The 25,400-nt window shown below is 64.3% G+C and carries 23 protein-coding genes; 7 read left to right on the top strand and 16 right to left on the bottom strand.

The window, feature by feature from the left end; genetic code table 11:
- Positions 1-104: 104 nt before the first annotated feature.
- The 5 genes from rpoH (at position 105) to ggt (ending at position 4,964) form a co-directional block, all read left to right on the top strand.
- Entirely contained in the window at positions 105-1,004 is a 900-nt protein-coding gene (rpoH, locus tag F0185_RS16930; RefSeq protein ID WP_166892849.1) for an RNA polymerase sigma factor RpoH, read from the top strand.
- Between the two features lie 243 nt (positions 1,005-1,247).
- Complete coding sequence (locus F0185_RS16925) at positions 1,248-1,739, top strand: PEP-CTERM sorting domain-containing protein (protein WP_167226339.1); 492 nt, start codon at positions 1,248-1,250, stop codon at positions 1,737-1,739.
- A 157-nt stretch (positions 1,740-1,896) separates the two neighbouring features.
- The gene (locus tag F0185_RS16920; protein WP_167226337.1) at positions 1,897-2,619 is read left to right on the top strand and encodes a PEP-CTERM sorting domain-containing protein; all 723 of its coding nucleotides are present in this window, start codon (positions 1,897-1,899) and stop codon (positions 2,617-2,619) included.
- Positions 2,620-2,774: 155 nt separating this feature from the next.
- Positions 2,775-3,209, top strand: coding sequence for a hypothetical protein (locus tag F0185_RS16915; RefSeq protein WP_167226335.1), 435 nt, complete (start codon positions 2,775-2,777; stop codon positions 3,207-3,209).
- Between the two features lie 6 nt (positions 3,210-3,215).
- Positions 3,216-4,964 (top strand): gamma-glutamyltransferase, encoded by a 1,749-nt coding sequence (gene ggt / locus F0185_RS16910; protein ID WP_167226333.1) that lies wholly within the window; start codon positions 3,216-3,218, stop codon positions 4,962-4,964.
- Between the two features lie 45 nt (positions 4,965-5,009).
- Here ggt and F0185_RS16905 read toward each other — a convergent pair whose 3' ends face one another.
- From F0185_RS16905 to F0185_RS16860, 10 genes are all read right to left on the bottom strand, one after another.
- Positions 5,010-5,549: a PEP-CTERM sorting domain-containing protein gene (locus F0185_RS16905; RefSeq protein WP_167226332.1), complete on the bottom strand. Its 540-nt coding sequence runs from the start codon at positions 5,547-5,549 to the stop codon at positions 5,010-5,012.
- Positions 5,550-5,694: 145 nt separating this feature from the next.
- A complete protein-coding gene (locus tag F0185_RS16900) occupies positions 5,695-7,080 on the bottom strand; it encodes a hypothetical protein (protein ID WP_167226330.1) in 1,386 nt (461 codons plus the stop codon).
- Entirely contained in the window at positions 7,077-7,955 is an 879-nt protein-coding gene (locus F0185_RS16895) for an ABC transporter ATP-binding protein (RefSeq protein ID WP_167226328.1), read from the bottom strand. The genes F0185_RS16900 and F0185_RS16895 overlap by 4 nt, the downstream gene beginning before the upstream one ends.
- Positions 7,952-8,350 (bottom strand): GntR family transcriptional regulator, encoded by a 399-nt coding sequence (locus tag F0185_RS16890; RefSeq protein ID WP_167226326.1) that lies wholly within the window; start codon positions 8,348-8,350, stop codon positions 7,952-7,954. Before F0185_RS16890 ends, F0185_RS16895 begins: the two co-directional genes overlap by 4 nt.
- A gap of 285 nt (positions 8,351-8,635) precedes the next feature.
- Positions 8,636-9,265, bottom strand: a complete 630-nt coding sequence (locus F0185_RS16885) for a PEP-CTERM sorting domain-containing protein (RefSeq protein WP_167226324.1) — start codon at positions 9,263-9,265, stop codon at positions 8,636-8,638.
- A 98-nt stretch (positions 9,266-9,363) separates the two neighbouring features.
- The gene (locus F0185_RS16880) at positions 9,364-14,526 is read right to left on the bottom strand and encodes a RecQ family ATP-dependent DNA helicase (protein ID WP_167226322.1); all 5,163 of its coding nucleotides are present in this window, start codon (positions 14,524-14,526) and stop codon (positions 9,364-9,366) included.
- Between the two features lie 362 nt (positions 14,527-14,888).
- The gene (locus tag F0185_RS16875) at positions 14,889-15,470 is read right to left on the bottom strand and encodes a TerD family protein (RefSeq protein ID WP_167226320.1); all 582 of its coding nucleotides are present in this window, start codon (positions 15,468-15,470) and stop codon (positions 14,889-14,891) included.
- A gap of 18 nt (positions 15,471-15,488) precedes the next feature.
- Positions 15,489-16,184, bottom strand: a complete 696-nt coding sequence (locus tag F0185_RS16870) for a TIGR00266 family protein (protein WP_167226318.1) — start codon at positions 16,182-16,184, stop codon at positions 15,489-15,491.
- 57 nt (positions 16,185-16,241) lie between these two features.
- Positions 16,242-16,817 (bottom strand): TerD family protein, encoded by a 576-nt coding sequence (locus F0185_RS16865; RefSeq protein WP_166892816.1) that lies wholly within the window; start codon positions 16,815-16,817, stop codon positions 16,242-16,244.
- Positions 16,818-16,926: 109 nt separating this feature from the next.
- Entirely contained in the window at positions 16,927-17,964 is a 1,038-nt protein-coding gene (locus tag F0185_RS16860) for a DUF475 domain-containing protein (RefSeq protein WP_166892813.1), read from the bottom strand.
- 105 nt (positions 17,965-18,069) lie between these two features.
- Between F0185_RS16860 and F0185_RS16855 the strand changes: the two genes are divergently transcribed.
- Positions 18,070-18,978 carry a LysR family transcriptional regulator gene (locus F0185_RS16855; RefSeq protein WP_167226316.1) on the top strand — a complete coding sequence of 303 codons (909 nt, stop codon included), beginning with the start codon at positions 18,070-18,072 and terminating at the stop codon, positions 18,976-18,978.
- A gap of 58 nt (positions 18,979-19,036) precedes the next feature.
- The gene (locus tag F0185_RS16850; RefSeq protein ID WP_167226314.1) at positions 19,037-20,377 is read left to right on the top strand and encodes a hemolysin family protein; all 1,341 of its coding nucleotides are present in this window, start codon (positions 19,037-19,039) and stop codon (positions 20,375-20,377) included.
- A gap of 32 nt (positions 20,378-20,409) precedes the next feature.
- Here F0185_RS16850 and F0185_RS16845 read toward each other — a convergent pair whose 3' ends face one another.
- From F0185_RS16845 to F0185_RS16820, 6 genes are all read right to left on the bottom strand, one after another.
- Positions 20,410-20,799 carry a pilin gene (locus tag F0185_RS16845; RefSeq protein WP_167226312.1) on the bottom strand — a complete coding sequence of 130 codons (390 nt, stop codon included), beginning with the start codon at positions 20,797-20,799 and terminating at the stop codon, positions 20,410-20,412.
- A gap of 452 nt (positions 20,800-21,251) precedes the next feature.
- Positions 21,252-21,680, bottom strand: coding sequence for a GNAT family N-acetyltransferase (locus tag F0185_RS16840; protein WP_187362565.1), 429 nt, complete (start codon positions 21,678-21,680; stop codon positions 21,252-21,254).
- Positions 21,681-22,742: an AI-2E family transporter gene (locus tag F0185_RS16835; protein WP_167226310.1), complete on the bottom strand. Its 1,062-nt coding sequence runs from the start codon at positions 22,740-22,742 to the stop codon at positions 21,681-21,683. It lies immediately after the preceding gene.
- Positions 22,743-22,770: 28 nt separating this feature from the next.
- The gene (locus F0185_RS16830) at positions 22,771-23,370 is read right to left on the bottom strand and encodes an SCO family protein (protein WP_187362564.1); all 600 of its coding nucleotides are present in this window, start codon (positions 23,368-23,370) and stop codon (positions 22,771-22,773) included.
- Positions 23,367-24,260 carry a heme o synthase gene (gene cyoE, locus F0185_RS16825; RefSeq protein ID WP_167226308.1) on the bottom strand — a complete coding sequence of 298 codons (894 nt, stop codon included), beginning with the start codon at positions 24,258-24,260 and terminating at the stop codon, positions 23,367-23,369. Before cyoE ends, F0185_RS16830 begins: the two co-directional genes overlap by 4 nt.
- Positions 24,257-25,399 (bottom strand): COX15/CtaA family protein, encoded by a 1,143-nt coding sequence (locus F0185_RS16820; protein ID WP_167226306.1) that lies wholly within the window; start codon positions 25,397-25,399, stop codon positions 24,257-24,259. Before F0185_RS16820 ends, cyoE begins: the two co-directional genes overlap by 4 nt.
- Position 25,400: the final 1 nt, after the last annotated feature.

The following is a 25,400-nucleotide window of genomic DNA, read 5'->3' as shown; positions in this document are numbered from 1 at the left end:
GGAAGACCCGAAGCCACCGCTGGCATCAGATCGCAACAGTCGCCCCGGAGCCGTCTCCGGCCCGGGCATTCGATGATGCAGCACAGAACTCTACGAGGAAATACATGATGACGTTGTCCGCACAATCCGCATTGGTTCCGACCGGCAATCGTGCTTTAGGACTCGGTTTCACCGGCAACCTGGGCAATATCGACGCCTATATCTCGGCGGTGAACCGCCTGCCGATGCTGACCCACGAAGAAGAGATTTCCCTGGCCCAGCGCCTGCAAACGAACAACGACCTGGCCGCCGCGCAGGAGCTGGTGCTGTCGCACCTGCGCCTGGTGGTGTCGATCGCGCGCGGTTACCTCGGCTATGGCTTGCCGCACGCCGACCTGATCCAGGAAGGCAATATCGGCCTGATGAAAGCGGTCAAGCGTTTCGACCCTGACCAGGGCGTGCGCCTGGTGTCGTACGCGATGCACTGGATCAAGGCCGAGATGCATGAGTACATCCTGAAGAACTGGCGCCTGGTCAAGGTGGCGACCACCAAGGCCCAGCGCAAGCTGTTCTTCAACCTGCGCAGCAACAAGCAGGGGCTCGACGCCATGAGCCCGAGCCAGATCGATGCGCTGGCCAAGCTGCTTGACGTCAAGCGCGAAGAAGTGATCGAGATGGAAACGCGCCTGTCGGGCCGCGACATCGCGCTCGAAGCGCCGACCGACGACGAAGACGACAAGTTCTCGCCGATCGCCTACCTGTCGTCGGACCTGTCCGAGCCGACCAAGGTGCTCGAAGCCGAACAGGTCACGCGATTGCAGTCCGAAGGCCTGGAAACCGCGCTGGGCAAGCTCGACGCCCGTTCGCGTCGCATCGTCGAAGCGCGCTGGCTGGCCAACGACGACGGCTCGGGTGCGACCCTGCACGCCCTGGCCGACGAATTCGGCGTCTCGGCCGAGCGCATCCGCCAGATCGAAAGCGCGGCGCTCAAGAAGATGAAAACGGCGCTTTCCGCATTTATCTGAGAACAGTGCACGTCCGGCGCCCCGCGCCGATGCCGCCTGGTGTAGACTAGGCGGCATTTTTTTTGTCGGTACAATTCATCAAGCTTGTACAAGTCAATACACTTGATTACATATTTATAATTCGACTTTGACGTATCATGCATACCGTGCCGATGTGCTAGCGCGGCAATACTGGGCCCCGAGCGCTGCCCTGCGCGCCGTCACAGCCTTTTTCACAGCTCAACATGAATAGGTAGTCTGCAAATGAAATACTCAACATGGACACGACCTCTGGCCGCCCTGCTGCTGGCGCCCGGCCTGGCCGGCGCCGCTCCGGCCCTGATCGAGTCCCCTGCCCTGAATAATGTGAGCAAACACTATGCCAGCCATGCCGGCATCGAACTGGCCGACGTGCGTTCCAGCCGCGGACTGGCCGACGTCACCCGCGCCATGCACCTGCGCCCGGGCGACGTGCTGGGCGAAAACAATCACGATGTCGCCAGCGCCCTGAGCGTGGTTGCCAACAGCAATCTGAGCGCCTGGAGCACACCCACCCTGCGCCAGGCTTACCCGGACGTGCGCACCAGCTTCGACAAGCAAGCGCGCAGCGCCTTCGACACGGCCGGCACGCGCGCCAGCGTGGCCTCGCAATCGGTGCCGGAACCGGAAACCTACGTCATGCTCGCCGTCGGCGTGGCCGTCATCGTCCTCACGCGCGGCACCCGCAAGCGCCTGCAGGACAGTCTCGACGCGTAAGGCCGGGCCGCCGCGATCCTGCCGGCGGCGCCTGTTGGCCCCAATACCTTTCTTACAATGTTGTCCTATGACGTGCGGGTGGCCCTCGATTATGATGGCAACCTGAAAACGCCGTGGGGCGTTCACCGATGTGATGACATGAAAAGGAATGGGACCAATGAACTTGATTACATTGCAGTTGGGTGCGGTCGCGCTGGCTTTCGCGTCCGCTACCGCAACGGCGGCGCCGACCGTCATCGAAGCTAAAACCTTCACTTTCAGCAATCCTGATTCGCAGCTGGCCGACGTGCTGGTATCCGACACCGGCAGCGCGACGACCATCCGTTTCAGCGATTTTGCCAGCAGCATGGCCGTCAAAAGCAGCGAGGCCGACGGCACTGACTACTCGGGCGAGATGAGCTTTGCCGCGCGTTCGGGCTACCTGATCACCGGCTATTCCTTTTCCGCCACCTTCGCCGGCACGCTCGACGCCGCCGTGCCGCCGGGCGGACTGGCCGGAGCCGGCACAGCGAGCAACCGCGGCTCGGTCAGCCTGTTCGCCAGCGGCGCCGACAACTGGAGCCGCAACGGCAACCGCCAGGTCAAACTGCTCAATGGGAACGACGCCTTCGTCTTCAACGCGGGCAACATCATGCTCACGCAGATGAGCATGTCCCTGAACGGCAGCATGACCGTGTTCGCCACGCCGGCCAGCTGGACCACGCCGGACGGCGTCGTCCACAGCCAGGATTCCCTGGCCGGCCTGACCCTGCTGAACCCGACCCTGACCATCTACACCAGCGCCGTGCCGGAACCGGAAACCTACGCCATGCTGGCGCTGGGCCTGGCCGTGATCGGCCTGACCCGCCGTCGCCGGCAAGGCCGCGCCGCGCAGGCGTAATTGCCCACGGGCCAGCTCCGGCTGGCCCGGCGTTTATCCATCGCAAGGCAAGCGCGCGGCAGCCCTGGCGCGCGCCGACTCGTCAATTGCGCGGCCACACAGTGGCGAAATTGATATGATCTATGATCGGCTTTCCCACTACTGAGGAGCCCATTATGAACAAGCTGCTTTTCGCGTTCGCCGCCACCTGTGTGTTTACCGGATGCACCGCCGCGCCAATGAAGGAATCGCCCAAGGAACCGCCGATGCACCACAAGAACAACCAGACTGTTGCCTTGCTGCCGCAGACCAGCACCACGCTGGCGCCGGACACCGTCCTGCGCTTCGAGCGCGTCGATGACAGCCGTTGCCCGCCCGACGTGTTCTGCATCACGGCCGGAAAGATCGTCTACCACTTCACCCTGATCTTTCCCACCGGCCAAGAACCGTTCGACCTGGAACCGGCCAAGCCGACCTACATCTCGGTGCAGCGGCCCGACCTGGTCATTGCCCTGGCCACGACCCCGCCGCCACCGCGGCCCACCAATGCGCCGCCGGCCCCGCCGTCAGCGGTGCGCCTGACCATCAGCCAACCCAGCGAAAACCGATAAGTCCCCATGAGCCACGCCGCCCGCCGCTTCGCCCTCGCCTGCACCATCGTCCTGATCATTCCCCTGGGCCATGCCAGGACCCCGGTGGCAAGCGGCACCGGCGGCGCGGTCGCCACCATCAGCGAACAAGCGTCGCAGTCGGCCATGGCGATCCTCGACAAGGGCGGCAACGCGGTCGACGCGGCCGTTGCGGCGGCCGCCACCCTGGGCGTGACCGATCCCTACAGCTGCGGCATCGGCGGCGGCGGCTTCATGATGATTTACCTGGCCAAGGACAAGCGCGTGATCACGGTCGACCACCGCGAATCGGCGCCAGGCAGCGTGACTCCCGGCGTATTCCAGGAAAACGGCAAGGACAGCGACCTCGACACCACCATCGCCAGCGGCGCCTCGGTCGGCGTGCCCGGCACCGTGCGCGGCTGGCATGAAGCACTGAGCCGCTACGGCACCATGTCGTTCAAGCAGGTGCTGGCGCCCGCCATCGGCGTGGCCAGCAAGGGTTTTCCGGTGAGCGAGAACTTCAGGCGCCTCAGCGCCGAGAACCAGAAAAAACTCCAGATGTTTACCAGCAGCAGCGCCTTGTACTTCAAGGATGGCAAGCCGCTGGCGCTCGGCGCCGTGCTGAAAAACCCGGGCCTGGCCAAGGCCTACCGCGACATCGGCGCGCAAGGCCAGAAAGCGTTTTACCAGGGCCCGATGGCGCGCGCCATCGTCGAGGCCGTGGCCCGGCCGCCGGTGGCCCCCGGGGTGCGCGTGCGCGCCGGCGCGATGAGCATGGCCGACCTGGCCAACTACGAAGCGCGCATCCGCCAGCCGGTCAAGACCACGTACCGCGGCTACGACATCTATGGCATGCCCTTGCCGAGCAGCGGCGGCATCGCCATCGGCGAAGCGCTCAACCTGCTCGAAGGCTACAAGCTCAAGACACTGCCGCGCGCCAGCGCCGAACACCTGTACATGGAAGCGAGCCGCCTGGCCTTTGCCGACCGCAACGCCTACCTGGCCGATCCCGAGTATGTGGACGCGCCGGTGGCCGGCCTGCTCAGCAAGGAATACGCGGCGCGCCGGCGCACCGCCATGAACGCCGAGCGCGCCGGTCCCAAGGTGCTGGCGGGCGACCCGTATCCCTTCCAGAGCGACCCCAGCGTGCCGCAGCGTCCGCAAGCGGCGCGCCTGATGGCCGAGAATGCCCACACCACCCACCTGGCCGTGTCCGACAAGGAAGGCAATATCGTCGCCTACACCTTCACCATCGAATCGTGGGGCGGCAGCGGCATCGTGGTGCCCGGTTATGGTTTTTTGCTCAACAACGAAATGACCGATTTCGACTTCGGCGGCCCGCACCCCAACGTGCCGGAAGCGGGCAAGCGCCCGCGCAGCAGCATGGCGCCGACGATGGCGTTCAAGAATGGCAAGCCGGCCTTTACGGTCGGCAGCCCGGGCGGCGCAAGCATCATCACGACGGTGCTGCAAACCATCGTCAACCACATCGATTTCGGCATGCCGATGGACAAGGCCATCAACGCTGCGCGCCTGAGCCAGCGCAACGATGCGAGCACCGAGATCGAGCCGGGCTTTGCCGGCAGCGCGCAGGCGCTGGCGCTGGAAAAGCTCGGCTACAAGTGGGCCGCCAAGCCGGAAGAAATCGGCGCGGCCAACGCCATCGTGTTCAATGCCGACGGCACCGTGACGGCCGTGAGCGAAGGCAAGCGCCACGGCGTGGGCAGCGCGCTGGTGCAGAAGAGCGCGAACTAGCGCAGGCAGGCGGCCGGCCGCACAGGCCGCCGCCGACCTCAGCTCTTAAACGGACTTGCGGCGACGCGCGACAGCGCCGATGGCCAGCAGGCCCGCGCCCAGCATCAGCCAGGATTGCGGTTCGGGCACGGCGCTCACTTCGCTCACGGTAAAGGTCACGTCCGAGGTCCAGCGACCACCGGCAATGTACGGCTCGCCGCCGCCATTATAGCTTGCGTAGAATCCGTAACTTTGCCCGGTGGTGACAGACTCGGAAGAATAATACGACTCGGTACTTTCGTAGCGGCGAATGTCGAACTGCGGCGCACTGCCCGGCACCCACGAGAAACTGCTGATCGTACACTGAGCGCAGCTCGGATAATCGTGACCAAGATAGGTCAACGACTGCAATTCGGATTTGTCGAACTTGCCGTCGGCGTTCAAGTCGTTCACCGAAAAACTGCCCTTGAGCGTGTTGTCGAAAGGACTGCCACTTTCGAGACCGAGGAAGCCGCCAGTAAAAGTCCAGTCATAGGACTGGATGGCTGCCTGGGCCGGACTAAGGAACATGAAAGCGGTTGCTGCGCATGCGATATAACGTAACATTTTTGTTCCTATAACATTGTAAAAGTTTACATTATATCAGCGAAAATATATTGCACACGCAACAATAAATGCGATGCCAGGGCGGTGCCGCGCGCCTGGGCCTGCGTCACGATGGGCTGAGCGAGCTGGTGCGGAAAAGCGCCAATCAGGCCAGGCGCCCGGCCGGGAAGGCGGGCGGCGCCGTCACCATGCGCAGCCAGCAATGGCGCGCCCAGGCGGCGCCGGCCAGCAGCGTCACGGCCCCGATCATGCACCAGGTGGCGTTGTCGAAGCGACCGCTCAGGGCGGCGTATTGCAGTGCCGCGGCGGGAAGCAGCCAGAGCGTGCAAGCACCCAACACACCGTTCCGCGCACCGGCGTCCCCCGCGTAGTTACGCAAGGCCAGGGCGCTGGCGCCAATACCGAGGCAACATGCCGGCAGCAGCCGCGCCACTTCCGCCAGGCTGGCGCCGATACCGAACGCCAATGCCAGGGTGAGCACGCTGATGATGGCCCAGCAGCCGGCCAGGCGACCGAGCAAGGCGCGCGCCAGCACCGCGTTCATGGCGGCGGCGCCGGGAGCGCGCGGCGCCAGGCGCAGCAAGGACTGTTGGGCGCGGGTTCGCCGGAACGCCCACACCAGGGCGTGCGGCACCGCCGCCTGCAACAACAGCGCGGCCGCCATCAGCGCCGGCATCGGGAGCACGAACGTTTTTCCCTTTGACCAGCCGAGCGCCCCGGCCACCACGCCGATGGCGCTGACGCAGACGGCCCCGATCAACCAGCCGCGCTCCAGGCGCAGCGCCGGGCCGAGCGCATGCAACAGCAAAGGGCCAGCCGCGCCGCGTGCGCAATCGCGCCGCAGTGCGCGCGCATAGGCGCCCCCGGCCCGCCCGACTGGCGCGCGGCCGGCCAGCGCCGGCGCGCGCAGCGGCCATGGGCTGCGCAACAGGCGGCGCGGCAAGGCGTACCCCACGACGACACAAAACAGGGCCCCGACGGCGCTCAGCAAGTCCACGCTCAACACCTGCTCCGGCAATCCGGGAACCAGCCATGACACCACGCCGGGCAGGAACAGCGTGGCGCAAACGAGGTAGCCCAGCAGCGGGAACACCACCATGAGCGCGAAATAGCTCATGACCGTACAGACGATCACCAGGGTCGGAATCAGGGGGGCGCCGGCCAGCACGAACAGCCCTGTCAGCACGCTGGCGACCGACAGATAGACCAGCGCCAGCAAGCGCACCGAACGCCGCGCCAGATCAGGCACCAGCTTGCTCGCGACATGGTTTTGCTGGGCCATCGACGCCAACAGCAGGCCCCACCACAACAGCGACAGGAGCGCCAGCGGAATGCCCGCGCCCAGTCCGATGGAGCGCCGCCACTGTCCGCTCAGCGCGCCGGCCACGAGCGGCGTCACCAGCATCGCCGCCAGGAACAGCCAGCTCAGCCCATTGCCGCCGAGGCTGGTGCGGCCGCGGATGGCGGCCATCGCGATGGCGCCGCTGGCGCGCCACTCGGCGCCGGCATCGTCGATGCGCAGCGCGCTCATTGGGTCACCGCCACGAACAGGTCTTCCAGGCTGAGCGCCTCCACCCGCAGCGCCGGCTCGCGCGCGGCCCGGGCCTGCAAGCCTGCGCCGGCCGTGCTTGTGATGACTTGGGTGAAGCCATCTTGCGTGCTGGTGCGGCGCAGTTCGCCGTCGACCTTGATCGATGCCAGCAGTGCGCTCGGGCCGCTGACCCGGCGCGCATTCTCCAGCAACTCGTCGAGCGCACCCTGCAGCGCGATCTTTCCATCTTTGAGAAATGCCACATCCGGCGCCACCCGTTCCAGGTCCGACAAAATGTGCGTCGAGAACACCACCGTGGTGCCGCGCTCGATCACATCGTCGACCAGCTCGCGCAAAAAGTCGCGCCGGCCGACCGGATCGAGCGCCGACACCGGTTCGTCCAGAACCAGCAGGTCCGGGTCGTGCGCCAGGGCGCGGATGATCGACAGGCGCTGCTTCTCGCCGCCCGACAAAGTGCTGATCGCCTTGTCGCACATGGGCGCATCAAAACCCCAGCGCGCCAGCAACTGCGTCACGCGCGCCCCGTTCCAGCGCGGGTACAGCGCTGCGAAGTACGCCAGCATCTGGCGCGCCGTCATCCATTCGAACAAGTCGCTCGCCTGCGGCACGTAGCCGATGCGGGCGCGCGCGGCGGACGACAGGTCGGCGACCGCTTCGCCGAAGGCGGTGACGTTGCCGCCATCGCTCTCGCGCAGGCCGAGCAGGCATTCGAGCAGGGTCGACTTGCCGGCGCCGTTGCGGCCCAGCAGGCCGATCACCTGGCCCGGCCGCACTTGCCAGTCGAGCGCATTGAGGACGGGTTGGTCGCCGACGTGCTTGGTCAGCGCCGAGGCGTGCAGGATGGGGGCGGTCATGGGGTGTCTTTCATTATTTGGGTGAACAGGGCAAGGACGGTAGCGGGATCGAGTTCGAGCTGGCGCGCTTCGAGCGCGGCGCGTTCCAGGGTCGGACGCAGCAACTGGGCGCGCTGCGCCAGGCTGTGGCCGGACGGCGGCGCGTCGGCCACCGTCATGCCGAGGCCGCGCCGGCGCGTGAGCACGCCTTCGGTTTCGAGCAGGCCCCAGGCTTTCGAGACCGTCATGGGATTGACGGCCAGGGCCAGCGCGACTTCGCGCACGGACGGCATGGCGTCGCCGGGAGCGAGCTGGCCGCCGGCGATCAGGCGCCGTGCCTGGTCCACCAGTTGGCGGTAGATCGGCTCGGATGACCCGGTGGCGATCGAGAACAGATGGGCTAAAGGGCTGGTCATATCAGTCTAGTGTATTAATTAACTAATACAGTATACGGAGCAAACTGCCCGGTCAAGTGTTTCCGGCAATCTTCTTGTTTGGTATCAGGCCTGACGGGGCGCTTCTGTCGCACGCGTGCAGCAGAAGGCGGGGCGAACCCACGGAAAGCCAGATCTGGCGGCGGGTTCGGATTTACCAGGGAAGGCAACGCTACACCGCTAACGCTTTCGGCCAGCAGCGCACGGTCGGGGCCTTACCCGGTTGCCGGATTGCGCCGGCAACTTCTTCAAGTGCGCCCGGAAGGCTCAACCAACCTTGCGGCGGCGCACGGCAGCGCCAATGGCCAGCAGGCCCGCGCCCAGCATCAGCCAGGTTTGCGGCTCGGGCACCGCGCTCACTTTCCAGGTGACGTCCGGGGTCCAGTCACCACCGCTACTGTACGGCTCGCCTTGACCATAGACGCCTCCGAAGTCGCGGAACTTGACCCCCGTTTGTAAGGAATGGGAATAATAGTACGGCCCAGTATAGTTTGAACGGGAAAGGTCGAACTTCGGCGCACTGCCCGGTACCCACAAGAAGCTGTCGATTGTGCACTCAGCACAGTTCGTATATTCGTGGCCAAAATAGGAAAGCGACTGCAATTCGGATTTGTCGAACTTGCCGTCGGCGTTCAAGTCATCCACCGTGAAAGTGCCCTTGAGCGTGGTGTCGCGCGGAAATCCATCAAGGCCGGGATAGGAGAAGCCGCCAGTGAAACTCCAGTCGTAGGATTGCAGGGCCGCTTGGGCCGGGCTAAGGAACATGAAAGCGGTTGCTGCGCACGCGAGATAACGTAACATTTTCAATCCTTTAATGTTGTAAAAATATTCATTATAGCGACGATGCCACGGCACCCATGCGTTGTCTGTGTCATATTTGGTGTCAGGTGTTAACATTTCGCCACGGGCTGAACAGTGGCAATGCGCGCCCGAGGCTTCCTGCAGAGGCCGTGTCCGTTTGTCAGGCCTGGCACCGGCGTTTGACGTCAGCCGGTTCAGATGTCGAAGACGAGTTCCGGCAGCACCACTTCCCATTGGTCGCAGCGGGCCAGACGACGGTAATCAGTGTCGTCGTCGGCAGCCTGGCGTACCAGGATGGCCGCGACCCGTCCCGCGCTCCAGCGCAGATTGTGCGGCGGCTTGAATGAGCGGGCCAGCTGGCCCACCACCACCCCATCGAGCGTGACCAGCTCCCACTTGGCTTTGCCCTCGCGTAGCAGCAGCGGATCGTCGATCCGCAGCGCCCCGATGGCGCGGTGGACCGGGTCGCCCGCCGCCATCCGGCCGACGAAGCCGATGTCGACATCTTCCAAGCTTAGCTGCAGATAGCGGCGCCGCAGCGCACCCGGCGGCGCAGCCAGCGCCACTGGCGCGCGGCGCAGCAGGCATGGGGCGTCGTCCAGTGCGTCGAGCAGGCTGGCCGGACGGCTGCGCGATGGCGCAAAGCGCGCCAGCGTCAGCGTCTGGCGTGCGCGCGTCATCGCCACGTAGTAAAGGCGGCGCGGCGCATCGGCGTCGTCGTTGCTACTGAGCGCGGTCCAATCGCCATCGGCCACGGCGACGTGCTCGAACTCGAGCCCCTTGGCGCGGTGCGCCGTCAGCAGCAGTAAGCCAGTCTGGCGCCGGCGCGCTTCGCGGCCCCATTCGGCCAGCCATTCGATGAAGTGCGCCACCGGCAGTTCGGCGCCGCCCGTCTCGAGCGCGTATTCCTGCACCGCCTGGAGCAACAGGGCAAGCCAGGTGCCGTGCGGCTGGGTGTCCAGCCAGGCCTCGATGGCCGCGGTGTCGACCAGCGCAGCGGCGTCCTGGCGCAGCCAGCGCACCAGCGCCTGGGTTTCGCGCAGGCGCCAGAATTGCGCGGCTTCTTCGTTGGCCAGCTGCACCGGGATGGCGTTCATCATGCAAAAGGTGCGCACCGGTTCCAGGGTTTTCCATTCTCGCGCGATGACCGCCACACCGGCCCAGTCCCAGCCGGGATCGAGCGCGGCCAGGCGCTGCAATTCGGCCATGATGGCCAGCGCCTGGCTGGCGTTATCCACGCCGGCGTCGATGATCTGCACCCGTCCGCGCCCGACCGCGTCGCGCGCATGCCACGCACCGCCCGCGTCAAGCTTGCTGCGCGCGCGGTCGATGCTGATCGGGTTCTGGTTTTTCATGCGCGCGCAAGCCGGCGCGATCAGCAGGTTGGACGCGTCGATGATGTGCCGCGTCGAGCGGTAGTTCTCGGTCAGGTAGGCCGGCCTGGCGCTGTAGTCCTGTTCGAAGCGGCGGATGAAGTCGACCGAGGCGCCGTTGAAGGCGTAGATGTTCTGGTCGTCGTCGCCGACCGCAAACAGGGACAGGCGCGCATCCTCGTCGGCGCTGTTGCGCCCCGCCAGCGCCGAGATGAGCGCGTACTGGTCCGGTCCGATGTCCTGGTATTCGTCCACCAGAATCCAACGGAAGGCGCCGAGCAGGCGGTCGCGCTGCTCGTCCGCTTCCTGCGGCGCCAGGCCGGTTCCGTTCAACAGGGCCACCGCCTGCGGAATGACTTGCCTGAGCAGGTCGTCGGCGGCGCCGGGGTGCTTGTCGAAGCTGATGCCGGCCAGGCGCATCGCCAGCGCGTGGCAGGTCAGTACGATCACGCCGGCGGCTTCGCGCCCGATCAGGGCGGCCAGACGGCGCCGGATTTCGACGGCGGCGTGGCGATTATAGGTCAGCACCAGGATCGCGCGCGGATTCTCCCGCCGCACCCGCACCAGGTAAGCGATGCGGTGCACCAGCACGCGCGTCTTGCCCGAGCCGGGGCCGGCCAGCGCCAGCACGTTGGTGCGTTCGCGGTCGTCGGCCACGATGCGCTGCTGGGCGCTGTTATTGAGGCTCTCGACAATCGCGCGCCACGAGGCCGGCGTGGTCTGGCGCTCCAGTTCCTTTTCGCGCGCCGGCAGCCATTGCGCGATGAACTGATCGCGCTCCATGCCGAAGTAATCCATCGCCAGTTGCAGCGCGTCGGCCATCTTTTGCAGGCCGCGCTGCACGTATTCGGCCATGACGTGGATCTGCACCACCTGTTCACTGTAGTGCAGCTGCAGCGGCGCGAAGTCGGCCTTGTAGAAGCCGCGCCGTTCGGGCGCCAGGCGAATCGTCATCGCCGGGCGGAACACCGCCATGCCCTTGTTCAGGCGGATCACGCCCTGCTCGTGCAGCCACAGCAGGCCGCGGTCGACCAGCCTGGGGCATGACTTGGCCCGGCCCGCCAGTTCCAGGTCGCCCTCGATGGCCGCGAGCAGCTGGCCGAGCGTGGTGCTGGCCAGTTGGTCGTTGCCGCGCGCGCTGGGCGGCAGGCTGGCGAGCAGGTGCCGCAGCAGCGCGCCAGCGCCGTCGCGGCGCAGGGCGGCGGTGCTGGCGATCTGCTGCCAGCTGCGTTGCAGGGTGACCTGCACGTTTTCGGCGTCGAGCTGGCGCACGCCCACACTGCCGACGCCATCGTCGCCATGGCCGTCGTTGGCGATGCTGCGCACGATGCGCAGCAGCTTGTCGGGCAAGGCCCAGTCCAGGCCCGCGTCTTTCAGGCGCGAGCTGGCGTGGCGCAGGTGCAGCACCGAGGAGCCGCCCTTGGCCAGGTCGGGCGCGCCTTCGCGCATGGCGTCCAACAACGCTTCTTCGAGCGCGCAGCTTTGTTCGAACAGGCGCCTGGACGACATCTCCACCGCCACGTGCACGAAAGCGGTCAGCGCGGTGTCGTTGCTGGCGATCTTGTACTGCTCCAGCTCATACAAGGCGGCGCGCACCTTCTCGGCCGACAGGCCCGAAGCGTTCATCAATTCGTCGGTGGAGATGCCTTCGTCGGCGTCGGCGCCGATCAGGGCCTCCACCAGCGCCAGCAAGGCCGTGCGATGCTCCTGGAACAGCGGATAGGCGGCCAGCTTCGCGCGCGCCTGCTCGAGCGTGGCCACGCGCAGCGAGGATGGGAAGATCTGCACCTGGTTTTCTTCGCGCGTGAGCAGCCTGGCTTCTTCCAGCCAGGCGATGGCGGTGCGCACGCGGGTGTCGTCGGTGGCCGAGTCGCGCGCAAAGTCGCCGTCGGCGTCTTCGGTCAATATCTCGCCGGCGGTGGCGATGATGTCGGCGTCGCCGTGTTTTTTGCGCTCCAGGCGCTTGATCGCCTTGAGCACCACCTGGATATCCTGCTGCGACAGGCGCGAGCGGGCCGACATGGCGAACTGGCGCTCCACATCCTCCACCGTGTAGAGCAGCACGCACTGGGCCGCGCCGCAATCGCGCCCGGCGCGCCCGGCTTCCTGCAGGTAGTTTTCGAGCGAGCCGGGAATGTCGGCATGGATCACCAGGCGCACGTCCGGCTTGTCGATGCCCATGCCGAAGGCGTTGGTGGCGACCATGACTTTGAGCTCGCCGGCGATGAAGGCTTGCTGGCGGTCTTTCTTGTCGCGCCCGCGCAGGCCGGCATGGAAGTGCGCCGCGCCTACCTCTTTCTGGCGCAGGAAGGCGGCGACTTCCTCGGTCTGTTTTTTGGTGGCGCAGTAGACGATCGCGCCGCCGGGCGCATGCGCTGGCAGTTCGGCGTCGAGCAGTTGATGGATGTGCGCGAATTTTTCGGCCGGGGTGGTGGGCACCACCGAGAACGACAGGTTGACGCGGCGCGCACCGCCATCGAGCACCATCAGGTCGATCCCGACTTTGTCGCGAAAGTGGGCCAGCATGTCGGCCACCACGTCCGGTTTGGCGGTGGCGGTCAGGCACAGCACCGGGGCAATGTCGCCCTGCCCGGCGCGCTCGCGGATGAAGCGGCCGACGTAGCGGTAGTCGGGGCGGAAATCGTGGCCCCATTTCGAGATGCAGTGCGCCTCGTCGAGCACCCAGGCACCGATCTCGCGCTGTTCGAGCACGCGCCGCACGCCGGGACTGCGCAGTTGTTCGGGCGAGACGATGACGATGCCGGCGTCGCCCAGGCGCACCCGCTCCAGCGCGGCGGCCCGTTCGGGAATCGACAGCAGGCCGTTAATCGCCACCGCGCAGCCGATGCCGCGCGCTTCCAGGCCCGCCACCTGGTCGGCCATCAGCGCCACCAGCGGCGAAATGACGACCGTCAGCGCGCCAGTCTTGTCGTAGCGCGACAGGGCGGCAATCTGGTAGCACAGCGACTTGCCGGTGCCGGTGGGGAGGATGCCGAGCACGTGGCGTCCGCGCATGGCGGCGTCGACGATCGCTTCCTGCAAGGGGCGGCCGTGGGCGTCGCACGGTTCGGGGCGAAAGGCGGTCATCCTCGGGAACCAGCGCTTCAGTTCCGCCAGCGGGTTGTGGCGCGCGCCGCACCAGGCGCAGGCCGGGTCGCTGCAGGCCTTGTCGCGCAGGCGTCGCACCAGTTGCGCCGCTTGCGGGAACTGGTGGCGCACCCAGGGCGGCAGGACGGAGCTGGCGCCAGCCACCGAGAGCCAGGCCAGTGCGTAGGCCAGCGCCCAACCGAGGGTGGGCGCGTCAGCGGCGACCGCCGCCGCCTCGGTCATGCAGGCCTGGCCGTCGAGGCGGCTCAGGATGGCGGCAATGGCATCGGCATCGTTCGGGCGCGTGTTGCGGCGCACCATCATGAACAGGGAATTGAGACCCGATAGCGTCCCGGCATCAGTGGTGAGCCAGTGCCAGGCCAACAGCAGGGCGGGCGCGCTGTCCTGCATCTCGCGCAAGGCGGCCAGCTGGTCGGTGAACACTTGCAGGGTCAGGCGGGCGTCGCGCTCCGGGTCGTTGAGCTTGCCGCGCTGCAGTTGGCCTTGCTTGTAATGCTTGACCAGGTGATGGTAAGGATGGCGCGGAAAGGCGAGCGGATTGAGGCGCAAGGTGTCGACCATCGGCAGCTTGAGCAAGCGTAGTGGCGGCGCCACGGCGGCCAGGTGCGGCGCGTCGAATGCGAGCAGGTTGTGGCCGAGCAGGAAGGCGGCCGGGTCGGCAAAGTCGTCGAGCCGCGCCAGCGCCTGCTCCAAATCACCGTTGGTGAAGACGAAGGCCTCGCCGGTTTCGCCGCGCACGGCGGCGAACTGGTGGATCAGGCCGTCTTTCAAGCCCACTTCCAGGTCGATCGAGAGGCAGCGCGGGGCGATGGCGGTGGCGGCGCCGGTCGATGGCGATTCCTGGCGCGCGGGCGCGCCGATCGTTTCAAGGGTCATACAACGCTTTGCAATGAAAATGGTCGCATCGCGGGTGTGTTCCTCGCTTGCTGTTCCGAGCGCGATTTTAAGTAAGTGCGCATAAATTCTTGTAATTTATAGCTGCCATAAGCGGCGCCTTGCTGTGTTGCCCACCGCTAGCAGTGCTCGCACTGCGTCGCGGCGTGCGCCTTGCAAGGCATCCGCTTCTGTTCGCTATAAATCACAATAATTTCTGCACACTTACTTAGCAGCGTGGTGTTGATCGATGCGCAAAAAAAGCACCCCGCGCCAAAAACCCGTATCGCATACGGATGGGCTTGGTGCGGAGCGCCGGTCGCGCAAGGCGCCTTGCCGGGATGGAACCCGGCCGGCGCAAACAATTACAGGTGCGGCGTGATCTTCGGCATCAGCTCATCGAAGGTCTGGCCGCTGCCGTTTTCGCCGATCGCGTGCATCTTCCACTCGCCGCCGTGACGGTACAGCTTGGCCATGATCTGGGCCGTGTGCTCGCCCTGCACCGACAGGTTAAAGCGCGCCACTTCCTTCTGGTCGGCGCCGTTGATGATGCGGCAGTAAGCGTTTTCGACCTGGGCGAAGTTCTGGCCGGTGAAGCTGTTCACGGTAAACACCAGCGACTTGACATTGGCCGGCACCTGGGTCAGGTCGACCAGGATCTGCTCGTCGTCGCCGTCGCCGGCGCCGGTGCGGTTGTCGCCCGTGTGCACGATGCTGCCATCCTTGCTCTTGAGCTGGCGGAACCAGACCACATCGACCGGGCTGCCGCTCTCGTCGAACAAGAGGCAGGAAGCGTCCAGATCGACCGACTGGGTCTTGCCGCCAAAGCCGAACAGGCCCTTGGTCTTGATGGCATCCCATCCCAGGCCCATGGTAATGCGGGTCAGGGTGCTGCCGGCTTCTTTATCCAGAGAAATTTTCTGGCCTTTTTGCAGATTGACTGACATGGTATGACTCCTTGGTTTTTAGCGCGCGCGGCCTGCCGCCCAGGCTTGGAACGAGGCACGGTTGCGCGAACAAATATAGACTTTGCCATTGCCGGAGAAGCGTAGCACGATGCCCTCCCCGCTGGTCTGGCTGTTGATCAGATTACCTAAAAAGCCGGCGCTGGCGCCGGTGGTGATCGACGGCGTGTACTGCAGGCTGCTGTCCCAGGCGACCACGTGCGAATTGTCGATCGTGACGTCCTTGCCCTTCTCGACCACCAGCTCATGCATCGAGCCGAAGCCGGACACGACCACCTGGCCGGTACCGCTGGTTTCCGTGACGAAAAAGCCGCCGCTGTCGGCGAACAGCGCATTGCCGAGGCTTTGGGTGCGCACCTTCAGTTCGACCCTGGCGCTGGCCGCGACAAAGGCGCCATCGCTGAGCAGGTAGTGGCGCTGGCCGACGTCGATGATCTGCATCGCGCCCGGCAGGGTCGGCGAGAGCAGGCAATCGCCATCGCCGCGCAGCGCTTCGATGTGCTGCTGGAAGAACGATTCACCGTTGGCGAAGCGCCGCATCAGCGCGCTGCCGATGCCGCCCTGCATCTTGCCCTTGAGGTCAAGCGCGGACTCCATCATCACCATCGCGCCCGATTCGCAGTAAATCGTCTCGCCGCGCGTCATGGACACGTGCAGGAAAGGATCGATATCGCCTGTGATGGTAAAAACTGGCATGCTGGCTCCTTATCGCAGCCCGCGCCGCTGCTTACCTGCGCGGACCACCATGCAAAGTTAAACGTTGACGCCGAAACTCGTTGCCAGAGGACCCAGGCCACCCTGGAAGCCCTGGCCGATGGCGCGGAATTTCCAGTCGCTGCCTGCGCGGTAGACTTCACCGAAGATCATGGCCGCTTCCGTCGAGCCGTCTTCCGACAGGTCGTAGCGGGCGATTTCGGCGTTGCCGGCGGCGTTGACGCAGCGGACGAACGCTTTCGATACCATACCGAAGTTCTGGCGGCGTGTCTCGGCATCGTGAATCGTCACGGCCAGAACGATCTTGTCGATATCGGCCGGCACATTGGCCAGGTCGATGGTCACGTTTTCGTCGTCGCCATCGCCGGCGCCGGTTTTGTTGTCGCCCGAGTGGGTGATCGAGCCGTCAGCCGATTTCAGGTTGTTGTAGAAGATGAAGTCGGCGTCGGAACGGACCTTGCCGCTGGCGCCGAGCAGGAATACAGCGCCGTCCAGGTCGAACGCGCTGCCGTCGGTGGCGCGCGTGTCCCAGCCGAGGCCGACGATCATCTTGGTCAGGCCGGGTGCTTCTTTACTCAGGTTGACGTTACCGCCTTTTTGCAAGCTGATAGGCATACTTTATTCTCCAAAAGTTGTTAAGACAATGAACACCGGGGGAATGACGCGGCAAACTGGTGTTCTTCAGTTTGCCGCCTTTGTATTACTCAGCGCTTAACGACGTCAATTACGCCGCCAGCTGCAGTTTCTTGTGCTGCACCGACGACCACAGCGAGGCGACGATAAAGGCCACGCCAATCAGGCCGGTGAAGATTTCAGGTACATGGAACTTCATGCTTGCCAACATAATCAGCGCCAGGATACCGATCGCATAGTGTGCGCCGTGCTCCAGGTACACGAATTCGTCGAGCGTGCCCTTCTTGACCAAAAACACCGTCATCGAACGCACGAACATCGCACCGATCGCCAGGCCGAGCATGATGATCACGACGTCGGTGGTGATCGCAAACGCGCCGATCACGCCGTCGAAGGAGAACGATGCGTCCAGCACTTCCAGGTACAGGAAGCCACCGATACCACCGCGCTTGACCATGTCGCCGACATTGCTGCCTTCGGCTTCATCGCCTTCGAGCAGGCTGCTGATCGTGTCGACACCAACGTAAATCAGGATACCCCACAGGCCGGCCATCAGCACGACCATCTTTTGCGCTTCGGCGACCATCGTCATGCTGGCCATCAAGGTACCGAGTGCAATCATCACCGAAATCGAGCCGACTTTACCGAGCGCGCCGAGCTTTTCTTCGATGCGGCCGAGCCAGTGGGTTTCTTTTTCATCGTCCAGCAGGAAGTTCAGGAACACCAGCAACAGGAACATACCGCCAAACGCCGCCACTTCCGCATGGTGCGCCGTCAGGTGCGCCGAGTACGCTTTAGGATCGGACAGGGCCAGGTTCCACACTTCAATAATGCCCAGGTCGGCAGCTTGCGCCACGATCACCAGCGGGAACAGCAAACGCATACCGAACACGGCGATGATGATACCGACGCCGAGGAACAGCTTTTGCCAGTAATCGTCCCAGGTCTTGAGCACCGAGGCGTTCACGACCGCGTTATCGAAGGACAGCGACACTTCCATGATGCCCAGGATGGCCGCCACGCCCAGCGCCGAGAACATGCCGCCGATCCCGTGGTGCTGGTAGCCCCACCATCCGGCCACCGCAAGGCAGACGAAGGTGACTAAAAATGAAATTCTGAAATGCTTCATGTGTTGATTTCCCTCATTTGTTATTGTTGATGGATGCAGTGTAGCCGCAAGCAATGCTTTTAAAAATAGGAGATAATCTGAGGATTACTTCTGAAAAACCGAAGCATGAAAAATACTGGAATGAATTTCCGCCATCTGTACTACTTCTGGGTGGTGGCCAAGGAGGGCGGCGTGACGCGCGCCGCCGAACGGCTGGGACTGGCGATCCAGACCATCAGCACCCAGCTCAGCCAGCTGGAGCAGTCGGTCGGCAAGGCGCTCTTCATGCAGCAGGGCCGCGGCCTGCAACTGACCGAGGCCGGGCGCCTGGCGCTGGCCTACGCCGACCAGATCTTCCTGCTGGGCGAGCAACTGCAGGAAGCGCTGGGCGAAGCCGACAGCGGGCGCACCCGGCTCACGGTCGGCATTTCCGACTCCTTGCCGAAGCTGACCGCCTTCCGCCTGTTGGAGGCGACCCTGCACCTGGCCACCCCGGTGCGCCTGGTGTGCTACGAAGACCAGTTCGAAGCCCTGCTGGCCGACCTGGCCCTGCACAAGCTGGACGTGGTGCTGACCGACCGCGCGGTGCGCTCGGGCACTACTTTGCGCGTGTTCAGCCACATGCTGTTCGAAAGCGACACCATCGTGGTCGGCACGCCGGCCCTGGCCGAGGCCTATGCCGAGGGTTTTCCGGGCAGCCTGAACGGCGCGCCCTTCCTGCTGCCCACCCGCAACAACGCCTTGCGCGGACGCATCGACGAATGGTTCGAGCTGCACAATGTGCGGCCGGACGTGGTGGGCGAATTCGAAGATAACGCCCTGCTCAACACTTTCGGGCGACGCGGCGCCGGCCTGTTTTTCGCGCCGGCGGCGCTGGCCGGCGACCTGGCCGACCAGTTTGGCGCGGTGCTGGCCGGCCACGTGCCGCAGGTGCGCGAGCACGTCTACGCCATCTCGAACGAGCGCAAAATCAAGCATCCCGCCGTCGAAGCAATCCTTTCGGCTGTACATCAAGGTGTGTTCAGCACGCCATGAACGGTACAATGTCCATCCCGGTCCCATGTGGCCAAGCGAAAAACTAACCCTACTCTTTATGCAAAATGCCTTACTGGTCTTGCTCGCCCTGTTCCTGGTGGCGCTCAACGGCTTTTTCGTGGCGGCCGAATTCGGCATCGTCACCCTCCGAAAAACCCGCGTGCGCGCGATTGCCAAGAGCCAGGGGGTGCGTGGGCGCCTGCTGGGCAAGGTCCACGGCCAGTTGGACGCCTACCTGTCGGCCTGCCAGCTCGGTATTACCCTGGCGTCGCTGGGCCTGGGCTGGGTCGGCGAGCCGGCTTTTGCCAGCCTGCTCGAACCGGTGTTCGGCCTGCTGGGCGTCGAATCGGTGAAGATCATCCACACGGTGTCGTTCGTCATCGCCTTCAGCGTGATTTCTTTCCTGCACATCGTGGTGGGCGAACTGGCGCCGAAATCCCTGGCGATCCGTAATCCGGAAGTGGTGGGTTTGTGGACCGCGCCGGCGCTGTATATTTTTTACTGGTCGATGTATCCCGCGATTTACCTGCTCAACGGCAGCGCCAACCTGGTGCTGCGCCTGGCGGGCCTGTCCGGTTCGGGCGGGCATGACGCGCATTATTCGACTGAAGAACTCAAGCTGATCTTGCGTACCAGCCAGCCTGGCGAAAAATTTACCCGCGACGAGCGCCATATCCTGGCCCAGTCGCTCGACTTCAGCCAGCTGTCGGTGGCCGACCTGATGCGCCCGATCAATGAAGTGATTGCGCTGCATGCGAACAAATCGCTGGAAGAAAATTTGCAGACCGTGGTGAGGAACCGTTTCAGCCGCTATCCCTACTTCGACAGCAATGGCGAAGACGTGCTGGGCGTGATCCATTTGAAGGATTTGTTCTTTGCGCAGCAGGCCGGGCGGCCGATCAAGGATCTGACCCAGTTTTTGCGCCCGGTTGAGACCATGTCGGCGCGCACGCCGGCGCAGCAGATGTTCCGCCGCTTTCGCGACGGCGCGCCGCACTTTGCGCTGATTGGCGAAAAGGGCAAGCGCCCGGTCGGGTTTATCACGCTCGACAACCTGCTCGGCGCCATGGTCGGCGAAATCCGCGACGAATTCCGCTTGAACGAGAACGATTGGCTGCGCCAGCCGGACGGCACCCTGATCGGCAAGGCCAGCCTGCCGATCTTCTCGCTGGAGCGGATCCTGGGGATCGATATCGATAACGAGACGCTCGGCCTGGATGAAGTCGAATCGGTCGGTGGCTTGCTGATGGTGAAGCTAGGCGACATTCCCAAGCAGGGCCAGCGGATCGAGTTTCCTCACTTCGATATTGTGGTCAAGAAGATGAACGGTCCGCGCATCGTGCTGATCAAGGTGATTCCGCAGGTGCACCGCACGCCTGATACGGACGAGCAGGACTGATCGTCGCGGGGGGATCGGCTGTCGCGTCCTGCTTAGCGCGCGACGGCCTTGCACCGGTCGGGCATATCCTTGTCGGGGGCCCCGATGCAACGCCACTGGATTTTTCCATCAACGAATAAGGGCGACAGAATAATCATCTGTCCGTTCCTGCCGCCTTTTGCGACGATCACGCCTGCGTCGTTCACCTCGAACAGCGTGACATTGCTTGGGACCGGCAGCGCATGCGCGAGCTTTGTTGCCGTACCGACAAAAGTGCCGCGCTTGACGGCATCGGCCTCGATCGCGCGCTGCACTGCGCCAAGCTGAGCAAGCATCTTGCTGGTCTCTGCGCGCGCACGATAATCCGAATACTGTGGAATTAGCGCTGCCGCCAGCACAAGCACGCAGAGCGCTCCCAGCGACCCTTTCAGAAAACACTTCATGCTGTTGCCTTGGGAAATAGGATGTGTATTACCGCCATCGCCCGGTCCAGGCCTGGACCTTCCGAGCCTCCGCCGCAGCCGTGATGTCGTTGGATAGGGCCGACTTGCTGGCGGACCGCCCGCAATCGACGCTCCCATCATCATTGCTCTGCACGATGACTCGTCAAACGTCGGTTTCTGTGAAGTTCACCTTACAATTCCGACACTGGCAAGAGGTAAAACTCCTATATACGTCGACCGCTGTTGAGCCAATCGCGGGCGCTAAAGCGTGTCCGCATCGATCACATTTGATGCTGTTTAAAAACCACGACGAGAAAACAAGATGCGCAATAAAAAAAACGATGAACACGTTGTGCACATAGAGCATAGCGACAATGAGGATCATTCCGATCATCATGAATAGCCATAGTGACAGACGATATTTCTTTAGAGGATTAATATGCCCGCCGCGATCAATGATGCATGGAGTGTGAAAAGAACACAATTTCCGGATCGTTATCGTCCAGATTGTCGATGAATCCGCTGAGTCGAAATCCGGCCGACTTCAGCAGTTCCTGCATGCGCTGGTTGGACAGGTTTGTCGAGGCAAAGAGTTTCGGCGTCGTGCAGCGCGCCTGAAAATCACGCACCAGCGCCATTCCCAATCCCTGGCGGCGGAAACCTTCGCCTACCATGACCATCTCAATGAAGCCGTTACCGAAAAAATGGTATCCCAGGACGCCGTAGGCGCCGACAGACTCGCCCGTCCGGGCGACATAGCAACATCCTGTGTCGATCCACTGTCTTATCTGGGCACGTCGCCCAGGTTCGCAGGACGCCACCGTATCGAGCGCGACCAGCAATTCATAGTCGGCCACGGTGGCAGCCCTGATCTCCACCATCTAAATATCGTTGACGATGGCCGGTTCGATGCCGGTCCATTCGCGCATCAGCGAGTAGCCCACCGCCAGCAAGGTCGGGCCGATGAACAGGCCCACGAAACCGAACGCCAGCACCCCGCCCAACACCCCCAGCAACACCAGCAAGAACGGCAGGCTGCTGCCGCGGCTGATCAGCATCGGCTTGACCACGTTGTCGACCCCGCTGATGAGCACCAGCCCCCACACCACCATGAAGATGCCCCAGCCGGTCTGGCCCTGGTTGAACAGCCAGATCGCCGCCCCGCCCCAGATGATCGGCGGACCCACCGGCACCAGCGACATCACGAACGTGGCCACCGCCAGCAGCGGCACCCCCGGCACGCCGGCGATCACAAACCCGATCGCGGCCACCACGGCCTGCGCCAGCGCCGTTCCCAGCAAGCCGTACATGACCCCGCGCACGGTCTGGCTGACGGTGGTGGCGATGCGCTCGGAGCGCTCGCCGATGATGCGTTTCATGGCAACCCCGATGGCCACCAGCAAGGTCGGCCCGTCGCGGTACAAGAAGAAGCTGACAAAGGCCGCCAGGCTCATCTGCGCCACACCCGCGCCCAGCACGATGCCGCCGCCAAGCAGGTAGTGGCGCGCCGGCTCCAGCAGGCGCTGGGCCAGTTCCATCATCTGTTCGCGGCTCGAAACCAGGTTGCCCACGTAGCTGTAGAGCGTCTCGCCGACCACCGGAACCTGGCGCAGCCAGCCCGGCGGCTCCACATGCCCGGTGGCGACAGCGGCCTTCAATTGATCGTAGAAGCGCCCGACGTCGTCGGCCAGGTTGTAGGCCACCAGCGCGATCGGCAGGATCACCAGGCAGGTCAGGGTCAAGGTGAGCGTCAGCGCGGCCAGGGTGCGCCGGCCACGCATGCGCGCCAGCACGTACAGGTAGATCGGCCAGGAGGAAATGACGATGGCGGCGGCGAACAGGATCGCCGCCAGGAAGGGGCGCAGGACATACAGGCAACCGATGGTGAGCAGCGCGATCGCGCCCATGAATGCGTAATTCTTGCCGCTGCGCTCTTGGTCCATGGTCACCCAGTCAGGTCAGTGTTGCGGGTCAGTTCAACAGTTGCTTGATGTCGTGCACGATCGGCGCCGGGCCTTTTCCGTGACGCACGAACAGGCGGATCTTGCCGTTGCGGTCGAACACATAGCTGGCGGCGGTGTGGTCCATCGAATAGCTGCCTTCCGTCTTGCCGTTGACCTTGGCGTAGAACACCTTGAATTCCTTGGCCACTTTCGCGGTCGCTTCGGCGTCGCCGTACAGGCCGAGGAAGCGCGGATCGAAGGCCGGCACATATTGCGCCAGCAGCGCCTGGGTATCGCGCGCCGGGTCGATGGTGACGAACAGCACCTGCACCTTGTCGGCGTCGGGACCGAGTTCCTTCATCACCGCCGCCATTTCGGCCATGGTGGTCGGGCACACGTCGGGACACTGGGTGAAGCCGAAAAACATCACCACCACCTTGCCCTTGAAGTCGGCCAGGGTGCGCGGCTTGCCGTTGTGATCAAGCAGGGCGAAGTCGCGCGCGTAGTCCAGTCCCGTCAGGTCGGTGTTCTGGAAACTCGGCGGCGCAGGCGGCGTGGCCGCCTTGTCGCAGGCGGCCAGGGTCAGCATCGCAGGAAGGATACACAGGGCAAGCAGTTTCTTGATCATATTTTGACGTAGTGGTCGAGCAACAGCGCGGCAAACAGCAGCGACAGGTAGATGATGGACCAGGTGAACGCTTTACGCGCCACCTGGTCGGAATAGTGGCGGTACACCTGCCAGCCATGCCACAGGAACACGGCATTGAGCAGCACCGCCGACACCAGGTAGATGTGCCCGCTCATGCGCACCGCGTACGGCAGCAAGGTCGTCGCCGCCAGCACGATGGAATACAGCCAGACATGGAAACCGGTGAAGTTCATGCCATGCGTGACCGGCAACATCGGCAAGCCCGAGCGCGCATAATCGTCGCGCCGGTACATGGCCAGCGCCCAGAAGTGCGGCGGGGTCCACACGAAAATGATCAGCACCAGCAGCCAGGCTTGCATCGGCACGTCGTTGGCGACCGCCGCCCAGCCCAGCGCCGGCGGCATCGCGCCCGACAGGCCGCCGATGACGATGTTCTGCGGCGTGGCCGGTTTCAGGATCATGGTGTAGATGACCGCATAGCCGACAAAGGTGACAAAGGTGAGCCACATGGTCAGCGCGTTGACCATCGTATAGAGCACGGCCATGCCGGCGCCGCCGATGATGGCCGAAAAGATCAGGGTCTGGGTCTTGGTCAGTTCGCCCATGGCGGTGGCGCGGCGCGCGGTGCGCGCCATGCGCGCGTCGATCTCGGCCTCGACCAGGCAGTTGACCGCGAACGCGGCCCCGGCCAGCAGCCAGATGCCGATCGTGGCCGGCACCAGGATGCGCCAGCTCGGCACGCCCTCGGTGGCCAGCAGCATCCCGATGACGGCGCAGAACACGGCCAGCTGGGTTACTCTTGGTTTGGTCAGCGCCCAATACTGGGCGACGCGGTTGGCGGATTTATGTGTTGCGGTCTGGGTTGTCATGGGTGGTGGCTTGCTTGCAGTACCGGTCCGGAGGGGTACTTGATCTTGTAGTTTAACATGGTCACCATCAGCACCAGCAGCGCAGCGCCTGCGTTATGCAGGACGGCGATGGTCAGTGGAAAGTTCAGATAGACGGTGGCGATCCCGCTCACCGCTTGCACGGCGAGCACGATGCCGATCCCGCGCGCATGCCGCGCCACGCCGGGGTGGGCCCGCGCGCGCCAGGCGGCCAGGCCCAGCACCGCCAGCACCACGAAGGCGAAGTTGCGGTGCACCCAGTGGATCGCGGTCAGGGCCGAGAACGGCAGGTAGTGTCCGGCGGCGGTCTTGCCCAGCTCGCGCCACAGGTGGAAGCCGTGCCCGAAGTCCATCTCGGGCACCAGCTTGCCGTTACACAGCGGGTAATCAAGGCAGGCCATCGTGGCGTAGTTGGTGCTCACCCACCCGCCCAGGGCGATCTGGATGGCCAGCACCACGGCAGCGGCCAGCGCCAGGCGGCCCGGCATGCCGGGCGCGGCGCCCGCGCTGGCGTCGGGCGCGGTGAAGCGTCCGTGCGCCAGCGCGCTGGCGCGGTTCTGGCGCGCGCCCAGCCACACCAGCATAGCCAGCAATCCCATCCCCAGCAGCAGGTGGATGGTGACGATCACCGGTTGCAGCTTGAGCGTAACGGTCCAGGCGCCGAAAGCGCCCTGCACCAGCACGAACACGAACAGCATGGTCGGCAGCGCCGGCGCGTATTCGGCGCGGCGCGTCTTGCGCCACTGGTTCCAGGCGGTGCCCATCAGGGCCACGATCAGCACGCCGATGCCCATCGCCAGGTAGCGGTGGATCATTTCGATCCAGGCTTTGACGAGCGTCACCGGTCCGCTCGGCATCAGCGTTTCGGCCTTGATGATCTCGGCGTGCGCCAGGAAGGGATTGGCGGCGCCGTAGCAACCCGGCCAGTCCGGACAGCCCAGCCCCGAATCGGTCAGGCGCGTAAAGGCGCCGAACACGATCAGGTCGAACGTGAGGAAGACCGTGATCCAGACCAGCTTGCGGTATTTGTTCGGGTCGGACGACATCCACACCATCGACAGCGGCAGGCAGGCCGCCAGCAGGCCGGTCAGGCCCAGTTGCACCATGGACGAGAGCTGCATC

Origin of the sequence: Massilia rubra, assembly GCF_011682065.1 — a bacterium.
GTDB classification, from domain to species: domain Bacteria; phylum Pseudomonadota; class Gammaproteobacteria; order Burkholderiales; family Burkholderiaceae_D; genus Telluria_A; species Telluria_A rubra.
This window is presented reverse-complemented; position numbering and strand designations above follow the sequence as displayed.